The sequence below is a fragment of the Aeromonas salmonicida subsp. salmonicida genome, assembly GCF_001643305.1.
Lineage (GTDB): Bacteria > Pseudomonadota > Gammaproteobacteria > Enterobacterales > Aeromonadaceae > Aeromonas > Aeromonas salmonicida.
Genome location: NZ_LSGW01000078.1, coordinates 34181 through 47861 on the forward strand (window position 1 = coordinate 34181; position 13681 = coordinate 47861).

Below are 13681 nucleotides of genomic sequence, written 5' to 3' on the forward strand. Positions count from 1 at the left end.
CATGAAATTCAGTAAATCCTGGGTGATGGAGTGGGTCCGCACCGAGTTGAGTGACAACGCACTGGCCGAGCAGATCACCATGGCTGGTCTGGAAGTGGACGCCGTAGAAGCGGTGGCTGGCCAATTCAACAACGTGGTCGTGGGTGAAGTGGTCGAGTGTGCCCAGCATCCGGATGCCGACAAGCTGCGGGTGACCAAGGTCAATGTGGGCGAAGCCGAGCTGCTGGACATCGTCTGCGGTGCGCCGAACTGCCGCGCCGGCTTGAAAGTGTGCGTCGCCAAAGTAGGGGCGACTCTGCCGGGTGATTTCACCATCAAGAAAGCCAAGCTGCGTGGCCAACCGTCCCACGGCATGCTCTGCTCCTTCAGTGAGCTGGGCATTGACGTGGAAGCGGACGGTATTATCGAGCTGCCGGCCGATGCTCCCATCGGCACCGATATCCGCGACTATCTCAATCTGAACGACGTCTCCATTGACGTGGACCTGACTCCGAACCGTGCCGATTGCCTCGGTATCGTGGGGCTCGCCCGTGAAATCGGCGTGCTCAACAGCGTGGACGTGGTTGAGCCGACCTGGGCGCCTGCTGTTGCCACCTGTGATGCGACCTTCTCGATCCGGGTGGAGGCGCCAGCCGATTGCCCCCGTTATCTGGGCCGCGTCATCAAAGGGCTGAACCTGCAAGCCAAGAGCCCGCTCTGGATGCAAGAGAAGCTGCGCCGTGGCGGTATCCGCTCCATCGACGCCATCGTCGACATCACCAACTTCCTGCTGCTGGAATATGGTCAGCCGATGCACGCCTTCGATCTGGCCAAGCTGGCAGGGGAACTGGTGGTGCGCCGCGCCCACGCTGACGAGCCGATGACCCTGCTCGATGGCAACGAGGTGAAGCTCAAAGAGAGCACTTTGGTGATTGCCGATGCCAAAGGCCCTGCCTGTATGGCCGGTATCTTCGGCGGTGATCGCACCGGTGTGTCCGAGACCACCACCGACATTCTGCTGGAGTGCGCCTTCTTCGCGCCGCTCTCCATCACGGGTCGTGCCCGTGCCTACGGTCTGCATACCGACTCTTCCCATCGCTTCGAGCGCGGGGTTGATCCCGAGCTGCAAGCCAAGGTGATGGACAGAGCCACCCGTCTGCTGCTGGACATTTGTGGCGGAGAGTGCGGCGGCGAAGCGGGTCCGGTCATCGAGGTCAAATCCGATGCCCATCTGCCCAAAGCGGCGCCCATCAAGCTGCGTCGCACCAAGCTCGACAAGGTGATTGGTATCAGCGTGGCTGACGCTCAAGTGGTCGAGATCCTGACTCGCCTCGGCATGCAGGTGACCATTGACGCCGACGGCTGGACTGCACTGGCACCCTCCTGGCGTTTTGATATCGCCATCGAGGAAGACCTCATCGAGGAAGTGGCCCGCATTTACGGCTACAACAATATCCCGAACTTGAAACCGGCTGCCTCCCTGGCGATGGTTGAGCAGGCAGAAGGGCAGGTGACCCTCAAGCGGGTGCGTGACCTGCTGGTTGACCGCGGCTTCCAGGAAGCGATCACCTACAGCTTCGTGGATCCCAAAGCGCAGCAACTGCTCTATCCGCAAAGCGATGCCATCGTGCTGCCGAACCCGATTTCGGTCGAGATGTCCGCCATGCGTGTCTCTCTGTTCCCAGGTCTGGTGCAGGCAGTGGTCTACAACCAGAATCGTCAGCAGCCGCGGGTACGCCTGTTCGAGCAGGGTCTGCGTTTCATCAAGGACGCGAGCGCCGAGAACGGCATCCGTCAGGAACCGATGCTGGCCGGTATCATCACCGGCAACCAGAGCGACGAGCACTGGGACATCAAAACCCGCGCAGCCGACTTCTTTGATTTGAAAGGGGATCTGGAAGCCGTGCTGGACTTGACCGCCGAAGGAGCCACTTTCAGCTTCGAGCGTGCCGAGCACAGTGCCCTGCACCCGGGCCAGAGCGCAGCCATTTTGCGCAATGGCGAGGTGTTCGGCCATATCGGCGTGATCCACCCGAGCCTCGAGAAGAAGCTGGGTCTCAAGACCCGGGCCATCATGTTCGAGCTGGAACTGAACAAGCTGATCCCTGCCAAGGTGCCGCTTGCTGCCGAGGTTTCTCGCTTCCCAGCCAACCGTCGTGATATCGCTGTGGTGGTAGACCGTCAGGTTCTGGCCGGTGATGTCCTCGCAGTAATTAAAAAAGTTGGCGGAAATCAGGTAGTTGGAATAAACTTGTTTGACGTATACCAGGGTGCTGGTATGGCCGAGGACAAGAAGAGCCTGGCCATCAGTCTTGTATTGCAAGACACCCAGCGCACTCTGGAGGAGAAAGAGATTGCCGAGACCGTAGACAATGTCGTGCGGGCCCTTGGTGAAGAGTTGAATGCATCCTTGAGGGATTGATCTATGGCGCTTACCAAAGCCGACATTGCAGAGCACCTGTTCACCCAACTCGGGATGAGCAAGCGTGAAGCCAAAGATATGGTGGAAGCCTTCTTTGAGGAAATCAGACAGGCGCTTGAGCGTGGTGAACAAGTCAAGATTTCAGGCTTCGGTAACTTTGACCTTCGTGAGAAGAATCAGCGTCCCGGACGCAACCCCAAGACAGGCGAGGATATTCCTATCAGCGCCCGTCGTGTGGTGACCTTCCGGCCTGGCCAGAAACTCAAGGCCAGGGTAGAAAATGTTGAACCCAACGAGTGACAAAAAGCCAGGCAAACGCCTGGCTTTTACTTTTTCATGATGAAATCCAACTTATTGTTCGGTCTGTTGCTGGCCATGCCGGTGCAGGCCATGACGCTGCCTCTGTCCCCCGCCACCCAGGCGTATGCTGACACTCTCACCTCGCTGACCATTTGTTACCCCGCCCTGATCCGGCCGCCCTATCTCGAGGAGTCGGGGGGGCTGCTTATCGATCAGCTGGACCGGCTGGCTGAACAGCTGCCGGTGCCCTTGCTGCACGAGAAGCTGCCAAACTGGCCCGCGGTTCAGCAGGCCCTGCTGGCGGGGCGCTGCGATCTCATCCCTGACATAGGCCCTTCACGGCAGGCGTTGCCTGGCATGGCGCTCAGTCGCGCTCTGCTGCCATTCTTTACAAGGGTGAGCTGGAGCGTGCCACCTTCCTGGTGTCACCCCTTTGGCAGGCGAGCGAGGTGCTCAAGACACTCTATCCCCATTCGACCCAGCGGGTCCTGACCGATGCCGTCAACTGGTACTCGTCACTGGTGGCGGGAAAGGGAACGGCCTACCTCGGCGACTACCTGCAACTGCGTTACCTGATGCGCGAATACCCGGATGTGGGACTGCGTCTGCGCCGTTTGCGCAGCGATGAGCTGGTGCTCAGCTATCGGCTGATGATGCGTGACAAGCCAGAGCTCAGGGAGCTGGTCGACATGGCGATCCGCTATATGCCGCCCGGGGGCGTCTACAAGGATCTCGAGCGCTATCTGGAGCAGGGAGAGCAGGACATCAACCCCTTGCACTTTACCGACAAGGAGCAGGCTTGGCTGGTCGGTACCTCCCGTGCCGTCAAGTTGGTGGTGAACCCTGCATTGATGCCTTATAGCGGCATCGACAAGCAGGGGCAGCTCAGGGGCTGGAGCGCAGATGTGCTGCACCGGGTGAGCCAGCAGACCGGGATGATTTTTCATGTGGTGCCAGTCAAGGACACCGAAGACGCCCTGGCCAAGCTGCGCAGTGGCGAGGCAGACATGATGACGGGTCTGCTGGAGACACCGGCGTTGACTGGCGAGTTTGATTTCACTCGCATCGTGGTAGCCAGTCGTTATGCCCTGGTCAGCCACAAGTTGCGGTCTTTCGATCGACTTGAGGAGATCAAGGGTGAGGTAGTCGTGCCCGCCAGCCTCTATGATCCCGACATGCTGGCCCGTCTTGGCAAGCATGGGTGGCGCAAGAGCCAGACCCTTGAGTCGGGCATTGCGGAGGTACAGGCGGGCAGGGCAGAGGCCATGCTGGCCGAGCTGTATCAGTTGCAATATCCGCTTCGCAACAATCTGCTGGCTGGACTGGATATCAAGGAGCTGCCGGATCGTTTCGGGCTAGGGTTTGCCATCAGTCCCCACAGCCCCAGGCTGGCCGGTGTGATGGAGCAGAGTCTGATGACGATCACAGGCCAGCAGAACGATGATCTCAACCAGCGCTGGCGTCAGCTGGTACTGACCCAGCAGAGCGGCGTCAGCTATGGCATCTGGCTGGGATCCGTGTTGCTTGCATTGCTGATCAGTGCTGGTGTCATCTGGTTGATCTGGCGCTCGCGCCAGCAGCAGGCGCGAGAAGTGAGCCGGCGTCAGGAGATGGAGCAGACGCTGGCACTGGAGAGTCAGTTCAGGGAGTCCCTGTTCCAGGCACTGCCTGTGCCCGTCTTCCTGCGAAATGAACAGGGGGAGATCATCAAGCGCAACAAACAGGCCAAACGGCTGGAAGCCCGCTATCTGGCCGAACTCAGCCTGCCGCAGTCCCAGTTGCAGGGAACCGAGGGGGAAATGACCCTCGGCGATCAGGTGTTCTCCTATGCCCAGATCCCGCTGCGACTGGGCAAGCAGGCGCCGGCGGGGGATCTGATCGCGCTCTCCGACATCAGCGCCCTGCGCGAGCGTACGCGTTTGCTGCATCAGGCCGAGCGACGTCTGCGCGCCCTTACCAATACGGTGCCCGGCGTCGTCATCCAGTTCCTCTTGCAGCAGGGGAAAATAACCCGGATCGAATTTATCAGCCGTGGCAGTTACGAGCTGTTGGGCCTGGCCAGCCAGCAGATCCGCCGCCATCCCGACAGCGCACTCAGCCGTCTTGTTCATCAGGACAGGCGCGAGATGCGGGCGCCCATGCTGGCCATGTTGCATGCCGGCCAACCTTTTTCCTACGCGCTGCGCTATGAACATCCGGTCAAGGGCACGCGCTGGCTGCAATGTTATGGTCGCGGCCGCAGCCAGCAGGAAGGGGGGTGGCGGGTTTACGGTGTGGTGCAGGATGTGACCGCTAGAGTCGAGCAGGAGCGTGCCTTGCAGGCATCCCATGAGCGGGCCGAACAGGCCGTCCTGGCCAAGGGGCGCTTCCTCGCGGCGGTGAGCTATGAAATTCGTACTCCCATGAATGCCATTCTGGGGCTGCTGGAGTGGCTCAATCACACCCCCTTGTCAGCGGAGCAGCACTCAGCGCTCTCCCATGTCAGACTGGCGGGGGACGAGCTGCTCGGTCTGCTCAACGATGTGCTCGATTTCAGCCGCAACGAGAACCGGCAGCTGGCGCTCTCTCCCCAGCCAACCGACCTGGTTGATTTGTGCGAGCATGTGGCGGCGGTGCACTGGTCCAAGGCCCGCTCCAAGCGGTTGCAGCTGCGACTGGATATCGACCATCACCTGCCCGCCCAGGTGGAGCTGGATCCCCATAGAGTGCAGCAGGTGCTGCACAATCTGCTCGCCAATGCCATCAAGTTCAGCTGTGCAGGTGAAGTCGTGCTGTGGGCACGCCGTCAAGGCGACCGTCTGCTGTGCGGCGTGGATGATGACGGGCCGGGTATCAGCGACGATCTGCTGCCTCGCTTGTTCCTGCCATTCGAGCAGGGAGGAGAGGAGGGCCAGCCCAGGGCTCAGGGCACCGGATTGGGGCTGGCCATCAGCCGCCAGCTGATGGAGCAGATGGGTGGCGAGATCCGGGTCAAACCGCGTCCTCTCGGGGGCAGCCGTTTCACCTGCAGCTTGCCCTTGGTGCTGCTGCACGAGATGCCGCGCTGGCAACCGAGAGTGGCCAGCGTCAATATCCAGCTGAACGATGCGGAGCGTGCCTATCTCGTGCCCTGGCTTGGCGAGCTCGGCCTGACCGAGGATCCCGCCGGCCCCCTGCTGCGCGCCGTCGAAGATGATCAGGGTCTGCGTTACTGGGACTGGCAGGGCGAGCCCTGGGTGCCAGGCTCTGTGGTCAGCCTGTTGCAGCCAAGGCTGGTGTCCTCTGCCCTGGAGGAGATGAGTTTGCCGGGGCAGGGGATGCGGGTGTTGCTGGTTGAAGATCACGAAGTGAATCGGGTGTTGATCAGCATGCAGTTGACCCAGCTGGGGGCCGAGGTGCTGAGTGCGGCCAATGGTCGGCTGGCGCTCGATATCCTGCAGCACGAAACCGTGGATCTGGTGCTGACCGATCTGCAGATGCCAGTGATGGATGGTGCCCAGCTGTGCCAGCAGTTGCGGGATTCTGTGCGCTGGCATCATCTGCCTGCCTACGTTATCACCGCCGATCTCAGCGAGCAGGCGGCGCAGCGACTGGCCAGCTGCGGTTGTCGAGGACATCTGGACAAACCCCTGTTGCTTAAAGATCTGGCCAATTTACTGCGCAGCGTGCCAAGGCTTGCGGACACTAGTGTCCTCTTGTCCGCACCCTCTCCCGGCACCGCAGGCGAGGAAATGGGGGCCGGGTGGCATGAGCCGGCACTGCCCCCTTTGAGCCGCGAGTTGATAAACCTCTATCTGGAGGCAACTCGTCAAGATCTGGCTGACATTGAGCAGTGCATCACACAAGGAGATGCTGAAGCGCTTGATGCGGCTTTACACAAGATGAAGGGGGCGGCCAAAATGGTGGGCGCCACCCCGCTGATCCAGGTGATCGAGCAGTGGAAACGGGATCCACAACAACCCCTGATGTCCCCGCTGCGGCACGCTCTGGATGAAGTCTGCCGGCGATTAGGTGAGAGAGTCTGACATGATCATCACAGATGAAGAGTTATTGGCGTTGCTGAACTCGGAAGAGACCCAGGAGCGTTTTTTTTACCCGGTGACCCTCTATGCACTGGACGGAGTGGCCTATCAGGCGGCAAAAGCCGTTACCTTGCCCGAATTTGCCACCTTGCGTCGCACGCAACCCGATGCCCGCTGGCCGTGGGAGGGGTTGTTCGCCGCCGGTGCCATCGCCCTGTTTGATCCCGCCTCACACGTCGGTGCCGACTATTTGCCGCAGTTGATGAACCAGAGCGATGGCATCTATCGCCTCTCGGATGACTGGCTGGCAGGGGTCCATGACAGGTACCAGCAGTGGCAGCAGTGGCTGGCACAGATGCAGATCTTGTTGCTGGAGGATCACCCGTTTCAAGGCGCCCATATCCAGCAGGAGATCCAGGGATTGGGGCTGTCCTGCCAATGGGTGCAGGATGGCGATGCCTGTATCCAGGTGCTGGAACAGGGAGGCGTCAAGCTACTCATCAGCGATCTCAGCCTGGTGGAGCAGGATGCCATCGGTCTGCTGATGAGCCAGCCTCAATATCAGCAAAGCGGCCTGCCCATCATACTGCTGTCGGCCCACGATCAGACCCTGATAGACGGGGCCCGCCGGCTGTTGCACGATGCGGGTTTCAATGTGGTGGCCGCCCTGGCCAAACCGCTGTTGAGCGATGATCTGCTGCGGCTGCTCAAGGCGCTCTATCTGGGGCCACAGCGGCAACAGCGGCTCAGTGGCTTGCGCCGTACCGTCCGCAGCTGGCAGGGGGAGGAGAAGGGGCTGATCGGGCTCTTGTCCGACCCGCCATCTCCGCTGCCCATCTGGCTGGCGGTGACAGGTTTGCCGCCACGGTGGGAGCTGGTGCGGGATTGGCTGGGCAGACAGGGGCGAGATGCCACTGAACTGACCCTGGTCATTCACCGCCGTGATCACCTGCTCAGCCAGGCCGAGCGGTTCGCACTGGTGCTGCAAGCCAGTCTGGCTGGCGTCAAGCTTGCGCTGCTGCTCGACAATGACCAGCATATGCCGTTTGATTTGCTGGAGAGGGTGCCATTGCAGCACCTGCTGTTGGGGCAGAGCCTGCTACCAGGGCTCGAGGCCATGACGGCGGACTCCCTGCTGGGCCGCTTCATCCATAGGGCCAGAGAGCTTGGCATTGCCCTCTATCTGGATGATCCCTTCAACCTGCTAGACAGTACCCTGTGGCGCGATCGCGGCATGACGGGGCGCTGGTAACCCGTGCCCCGTTACCTCTGCTGGCCCCCCGATGAGGCGCGTTTGCAACGCAGCCTGGCTGGCTGGCTGCATCCGACGTCACGGGCCTCCTTGCCCTTGATGATGGAAGTAGGCGGGGTACCCTGCCGCTTGCAGGAGCTGGCTGGCGCCGATCCGGAATCGATCAGAGCCGCCTACGAGGCGTTGAGCGAGCAGAGCATTTACCTGCGCTTCATGCGGGCAAAACAGCCGGCTACCGATGATCAACTCGCCTTCTTTCTCGACTATCCCAGAGCCCCTCAGATAGCGCTGCTGCTGACCGATGGTCAGGGGCGGCCGCTGGCCCAGGCCCAGTCCATACGGCGGCGGCTGCACCCGGACCGGGCCGAGTTCTCCTGTCTGGTCGCAGATCACTTCCAGCACAGAGGGGCGGGCAGGCGCATTCTGCTGGCGCTGGCACTGCTGGCGCGCGCCGAGGGCATTCGGGAGTGGACCGCAGAAGTATTAGCCCAGAATCGCCCCATGCTGGCGCTCCTGCGGGGGTTGGGGCTGCCGCTCACCCTGGTGACGGGGAGGGAGCTGGTGTTTGTCCGGCTCGATCTGAGCGTGCTCGATACCCTGTGAAGCGGGTATCCTCATAAGACCAAGGGTGAATAGGCTGCCTTTTCAGCCTGTGCTAAGGTCAGCCTTGTATGGGATCAGAGGGAAGCAGTCATGGTGCAATCAGCGAAACATATCGTCATTCTTACCGGCGCCGGTATCTCTGCCGAATCCGGCATCAAGACCTTCCGTGCCTGTGACGGCTTGTGGGAAGAGCACAGGGTGGAGGATGTGGCGACCCCGGAAGGGTACGCCCGGGATCCCGCCCTGGTGCAGGGTTTCTACAACTCGCGCCGTCATCAGCTGCAACAACCGCAGATCCATCCCAATCCTGCTCACTATGCCCTGGCCCGCCTCGAGCGCCTGTTGCCTGGCACAGTCACTCTGGTGACCCAGAATATCGACAACCTGCACGAGAGTGCGGGCAGCAAGAACCTCATCCATATGCACGGAGAGCTGCTCAAGGCCCGCTGTCCCGAGTCGGGCCAGGTGATCGAATGGCGCGGCGATCTCCATCAGGACGAACTTTGCTCCTGTTGCCAGTTCCCCCAGCCGCTGCGCCCGCACGTGGTCTGGTTTGGCGAGATGCCGCTGGGGCTGGATCGCATCTATGGCGCCTTGGCCCAGTGCGACCTTTTCATCTCCATCGGGACTTCGGGGGCCGTCTACCCTGCTGCCGGCTTCGTGCATGAGGCTGGCCTCAACGGTGCCCATACCATAGAGCTCAACCTGGAACCGAGCGAGGTGGGCAGCCAGTTTGACGAGAAGCGCTATGGACCGGCCTCCCTGCTGGTACCCGCTTTCGTTGACGAGTTGCTGGAGCGCTGCGGCGTGCATCAACCCAAACAGATAGAGGGTCACAACTGGATGGAGATGCGTGGATCCTGAGCTACTGTGTGACGTCACAGTTGCAATGAGAGTGTGAAATCGCGACACTGACAACCAAAATATGGGACGCAGTTGGCGCAAATGATCATGACCCTAGTGAAGCAATGGATCGCTTTTTTCTCCTGATGCTGGCCAGTGCCAGCGCATTGGCATCGACCCCCCTGATGACACTTGTGCTGCCCGATGGTCGGCAGATAGCGCTCGATGACGCTGCACTGGCCGCCTTGCCGCAAACCCAATTCAAGACAGCGACTCCCTGGACCACGGATATGCATGACTACCGTGGCCCGACCCTGGCGGCTGTGTTGGCGGCGCAAGGGGTTAAGAATGCGGGCAAAATTGCCGTCTCGGCACTTAATGGCTATCAGCAGGTGGTGGATCTCACCCTGTTTGAGGAGGCACCACTGACCCTGGTGCGCCATGAGGATGGCAAGCCGCTGACCCGCCGCAACAAGGGACCGCTCTGGTTGCTGATCCCCCTTTCCAGTTACCCCAAGCTGGATATCCCCCTCATTCATAACTGCATGGTCTGGCAGGTAACCCGCATCGAGATCATCGGCTGATGGGTCGTCAGCGTCACAATCTGCTCCTGGTCTCAATCACCCTGCTGTTTCTGTTCTCCTCGGGTTGCGGGCTCTATCTGCAGCACCGCCAGGAGCAGCTGGTCGATACCTTCTATCGCAACATCCACTGGAACATCAGCCAGGTGATGCTGGAGTCCCAGCGTTTTCTCTACGACTTGCGCCTCTACCGGGCCGGGCAACTGGACATGGAGACCCTGAGCCTGGATTACGATCTGTTGTGGAACCGGCTGGATATCTTCCTCATCAGCAGCGAGACCGCCGATGCGCGGGAGCGTCACGGACTGGGCAAGGCCCTGGCCGGACTGTTCGAGCAGATTAAACTGCTCGAGCCCCAGATGCAGGCCGGGCAGTTGCGCGAAGGGGCCGAGCTCGAGCAGTTGCAGACCAGGATTGCCGAACGGACCCATCAGATAGGGGTGGTGGGCGATCGGATCCTCTCCAGTCAGGAGCGGGAAGCCTCGGTCAACCAGATCCGCAGCAGCCTTTTCTGGCTGCAAATCTGTCAGTTGATCCTGTTGGTGACCGGTGGTGCCCTGGTGTTTGCCCTCATTCGAGCCAACTTGCAAAACCGGCGCCTCTCTTTGCTCGACCCCCTGACCCAGCTCGGCAATCGCCGAGCCTTGCAAGAGCAGCTGACTCGCTCGTTGCAATCTTCCCGCGCTCAGGCGCTGGTGGTGCTTGATCTGAAGCGCTTCAAGCAGGTCAACGATCTGCTTGGCTATCAGGTGGGGGACAGGTTGTTGCAAACGGTGGCGAACAAGCTGCAGCAGGCCTACAGCGGGCACGCCTATCGGCTGGGAGGGGACGAGTTTGCGGTGATCCTGACCGAAGACATACAGGGCATGGAGGAACAGATCCAGGCCCTGAAGCAACTGCTGCATTTCGAGTTTGTGACCCGGGAGAGCCGTTTCGAGCTGGCGTGCCGGCTGGGGGTAGCCCAGGTAGAGGAGACTCAGGATCCCAATCGACTGCTGGATCAGGCCATCCTTGCCCTCAATCAGGCCAAGCGCGATGCCAATGGGGATATCGCCTGGTTTCAGCCAGGCATGTTGCAGCAATTGCAGCTGACCCAGCGTCAGTTGCACCAGCTGCGGGACTGGTTGGCATACCGGATACCATCCCCTCTGGTGGTCGATATGCCATGGCTGAGCAGTGAGAACGGGCTCAGGGTGAGGGGGGTGTTGCTGCGCTGGCAGGACAATCTGGCACCCTGCGAGATGAGCTGGCTGCAGGAGGGGGGCATACTGGGACCCGTGATCGCGCGGCTGTTGCAAGAGCATGAACAAGCCGCACTCGGTGAGCCTCAACCACTGCTGATAGCGCTCAATCATCAGGCCCAACTGGCCCATGTGCTGGCCTATCTACCCGCCACTGTGCATGTCGAGCCGATCTTGCTGTTACCTGCCTTGCAACAGGATGCCAGCTTGCTGGCCAAGGTGAATCAGCGCGGTTGTACCCTGGCACTGAGCGAGCTTGGCAGCAGCACGCCAACGCTGCTGGCCGCCGGCTGGCCGGTGCGTTACTGGTTGCCGGAGCTCGCAAGCCACACCGGCTTGTTGCAGCCGCTGGCACAGCAGTTGGGGTTGGTGCGCCTCATTCCGGCAGATGTTCAGGCTGCGCGGCAGGCCTGACTGGCTGAGATAAAAAGGGCGATCCCATGGATCGCCCTTTTTGCATGCGTCTTTCAGCGGGTCAGGGGGATGGGAAGGGCGCGCAGGATTGTCTGATCACCAGATCTGGATCAACGGTGATCAGGTGGTTATCCACTGTCACCCCATTGATACGTGCCAGCAGCCGGGTAACGGCGAGGCGTCCCAGCTCCTCCTTGGGTTGATTGATGGTGGTGAGTGGCGGTGACAGATACTGCGCCAGCGCCACATTGTCATAACCGACGATGGAGATGTCCTGCGGTATGTTCAACCCCGCCTGATGGGCGGCACTGATGGCCCCCATGGCCATCATGTCGTTGAAGATAAACAGGGCGCTTGGCCGTTTGGGCTGAGCCAGCAGGCGCTGCATGGCATTGAAACCACTGGCACAGTCGAAATCTCCCTCCTGGATCCAGGCCGGATTGACGGTCAGACCCGCTTCCTGCATCGCCTGCTCAAAGCCAGCCTGGCGCTGATTGGCGGGGGCGCGGCTGTGGGGGCCCGTGATGCAGCCTATGTCGGTGTGACCGAGCGCCAGCAGGTGGCGGGTGGCCAGGTAGCCGCCGCGATGGGAGTTGTCGGCGATGAGATCCACGTCCTTGCTCTCCATGCCCCAGTCCATCACCACCACCGGCAGGCTCTTGAGCCAGTCGAGCTGGTTGAACACCTCCTGCTGCCCCTCGCTGCACATGATCAGCAGGCCGTCGACCCGTTTTCGCAGCATCATTTTCAGGTAGGAGAGGGCGGTTTCGGCTTGCCCCTCTGTGTTGCCCAGCATCAGGTTGTAGCCCTGCTCGAAGCAGTAGCGCTCCACCCCGCGCACCACCTCGGCAAAGAAGGGGTTACTGGAGGTGGTGACCAGCATGCCGATACTGTTGGTCTCCTTCACCTTGAGGCTGCGGGCCACCAGGCTGGGGGCATAATTGAGTTCGCGCATGGCAGCAAAGACCCGCTCACGGGTCTCTTGTGCCACGAAGCGGGTCTCGTTGATAACATGGGAGACGGTAGTGGTGGAGACCTCTGCCCGCGCCGCCACCTCCTTGATGTTGGCCATCAGTGCCCCTGCGCCGTCTGGGCAAGCAGGAAGGCGTCGACCTCAACCTTGCTTGGGATCGAGTTCTGGGCGCCGAACTTGGTGACAGAAAGCGCCGCCGCGCCGTGGGCAAAGCGCACCGCGGCGTTGAAGTCTGCACCGGCAAGCTCGGCGGCCAGCAGGGCGCCGTTGAAGGTATCGCCCGCGGCCGTGGTGTCTACTGCCTCAACCCGAAACCCCGGGATGAGCTGTTGCTGCTTGGCATTGCTGCAATAGACCCCTTGGGAGCCCAGGGTGATCATCACATCGCTTATTCCCATCTGGTGGAAGCGGGCCGCCGCCTGAGCCGCGCTGGCCTCGTCGCTCACCTTGACGCCGGTCAACAGCTCGGCTTCGGTCTGGTTGGGGGTGATGAGATCCACCAGCGCCAACAGCTCGGCCGGGAGCGGGCGGGCGGGCGCCGGATTGAGTACCACCCGGGTGCCGTGGGATCTAGCCAGCTTGGCGGCTTCAAACACGCTTTCAAGCGGCACTTCCAGCTGCAGTAGCAGGGTATGGGCATCGGCAATCATGGCTTCATGCCGTTTGACCATGGCAGGAGAGAGGGCGCCGTTGGCCTCGGCGGAGATGCCTATGCTGTTTTCCCCCTCGTCGCTCACATAGATGATGGCGATGCCGGTGGGCAAGGTCTCATCGAGTTCTACTGCACTGACGTCTATGCCATCTTGCTCGAAACCCTGGCGCATCTGATGGCCGATGGCGTCATCACCGATGCGGGCAATAAAGGAGACAGGGGCGCCGAGACGTGCGGCAGCCACCGCCTGATTGGCCCCCTTGCCACCCGGTACCACCTGATAGCTGTGGCCGGTCAGGGTTTCACCGGGGCGAGGAAAATGAGGGACGCGCAGTACATGATCCGCATTGACACTGCCCAGAACAACGAGACGATTCATTCTTATCACCCTTGATTTGGAACATCTTGGTTTGAGTGGGC

8 protein-coding genes and 2 pseudogenes are annotated in these 13681 nt (G+C 61.0%); 8 read left to right on the plus strand and 2 right to left on the minus strand.

Features of this window, described 5'->3' with window-relative positions:
* The first annotated feature begins 1 nt into the window (after position 1).
* From pheT to AXW79_RS14465, 8 genes and pseudogenes are all read left to right on the plus strand, one after another.
* The gene (pheT, locus tag AXW79_RS14430; protein WP_005315545.1) at positions 2-2401 is read left to right on the plus strand and encodes a phenylalanine--tRNA ligase subunit beta; all 2400 of its coding nucleotides are present in this window, start codon (positions 2-4) and stop codon (positions 2399-2401) included.
* A 3-nt stretch (positions 2402-2404) separates the two neighbouring features.
* The gene (gene ihfA, locus AXW79_RS14435) at positions 2405-2701 is read left to right on the plus strand and encodes an integration host factor subunit alpha (protein ID WP_005300715.1); all 297 of its coding nucleotides are present in this window, start codon (positions 2405-2407) and stop codon (positions 2699-2701) included.
* A 54-nt stretch (positions 2702-2755) separates the two neighbouring features.
* Positions 2756-6705: pseudogene (locus tag AXW79_RS14440) on the plus strand (ATP-binding protein).
* A 1-nt stretch (position 6706) separates the two neighbouring features.
* Complete coding sequence (locus tag AXW79_RS14445; RefSeq protein ID WP_005315557.1) at positions 6707-7954, plus strand: response regulator; 1248 nt, start codon at positions 6707-6709, stop codon at positions 7952-7954.
* A gap of 3 nt (positions 7955-7957) precedes the next feature.
* On the plus strand, positions 7958-8557 hold the full coding sequence (locus AXW79_RS14450; RefSeq protein ID WP_011898684.1) for a GNAT family N-acetyltransferase: 600 nt from the start codon (positions 7958-7960) through the stop codon (positions 8555-8557).
* 90 nt (positions 8558-8647) lie between these two features.
* Positions 8648-9421, plus strand: coding sequence for a Sir2 family NAD+-dependent deacetylase (gene cobB / locus AXW79_RS14455; RefSeq protein ID WP_005315566.1), 774 nt, complete (start codon positions 8648-8650; stop codon positions 9419-9421).
* 87 nt (positions 9422-9508) lie between these two features.
* Positions 9509-9984, plus strand: a pseudogene (locus AXW79_RS14460) (hypothetical protein).
* The gene (locus AXW79_RS14465) at positions 9984-11636 is read left to right on the plus strand and encodes a GGDEF domain-containing protein (RefSeq protein ID WP_005315570.1); all 1653 of its coding nucleotides are present in this window, start codon (positions 9984-9986) and stop codon (positions 11634-11636) included. Before AXW79_RS14460 ends, AXW79_RS14465 begins: the two are co-directional and overlap by 1 nt.
* 61 nt (positions 11637-11697) lie before the next feature.
* On the opposite strand, the gene AXW79_RS14470 is transcribed toward AXW79_RS14465, so the two are convergent.
* Together AXW79_RS14470 and rbsK are read right to left on the minus strand one after the other, a co-directional pair.
* Entirely contained in the window at positions 11698-12708 is a 1011-nt protein-coding gene (locus AXW79_RS14470; RefSeq protein WP_005315571.1) for a substrate-binding domain-containing protein, read from the minus strand.
* Positions 12708-13640 carry a ribokinase gene (rbsK, locus tag AXW79_RS14475; protein WP_005315572.1) on the minus strand — a complete coding sequence of 311 codons (933 nt, stop codon included), beginning with the start codon at positions 13638-13640 and terminating at the stop codon, positions 12708-12710. Before rbsK ends, AXW79_RS14470 begins: the two co-directional genes overlap by 1 nt.
* Positions 13641-13681: the final 41 nt, after the last annotated feature.

What these genes read in the sequence shown, in the direction of transcription:
- pheT (WP_005315545.1), top strand. Translation starts at nt 2, where the DNA reads ATGAAATTCAGTAAATCCTGGGTGATGGAGTGGGTCCGCACCGAGTTG.
- ihfA (WP_005300715.1), top strand. Translation starts at nt 2,405, where the DNA reads ATGGCGCTTACCAAAGCCGACATTGCAGAGCACCTGTTCACCCAACTC.
- AXW79_RS14445 (WP_005315557.1), top strand. Translation starts at nt 6,707, where the DNA reads ATGATCATCACAGATGAAGAGTTATTGGCGTTGCTGAACTCGGAAGAG.
- cobB (WP_005315566.1), top strand. Translation starts at nt 8,648, where the DNA reads ATGGTGCAATCAGCGAAACATATCGTCATTCTTACCGGCGCCGGTATC.
- AXW79_RS14465 (WP_005315570.1), top strand. Translation starts at nt 9,984, where the DNA reads ATGGGTCGTCAGCGTCACAATCTGCTCCTGGTCTCAATCACCCTGCTG.
- AXW79_RS14470 (WP_005315571.1), bottom strand. Translation starts at nt 12,708, where the DNA reads ATGGCCAACATCAAGGAGGTGGCGGCGCGGGCAGAGGTCTCCACCACT.
- rbsK (WP_005315572.1), bottom strand. Translation starts at nt 13,640, where the DNA reads ATGAATCGTCTCGTTGTTCTGGGCAGTGTCAATGCGGATCATGTACTG.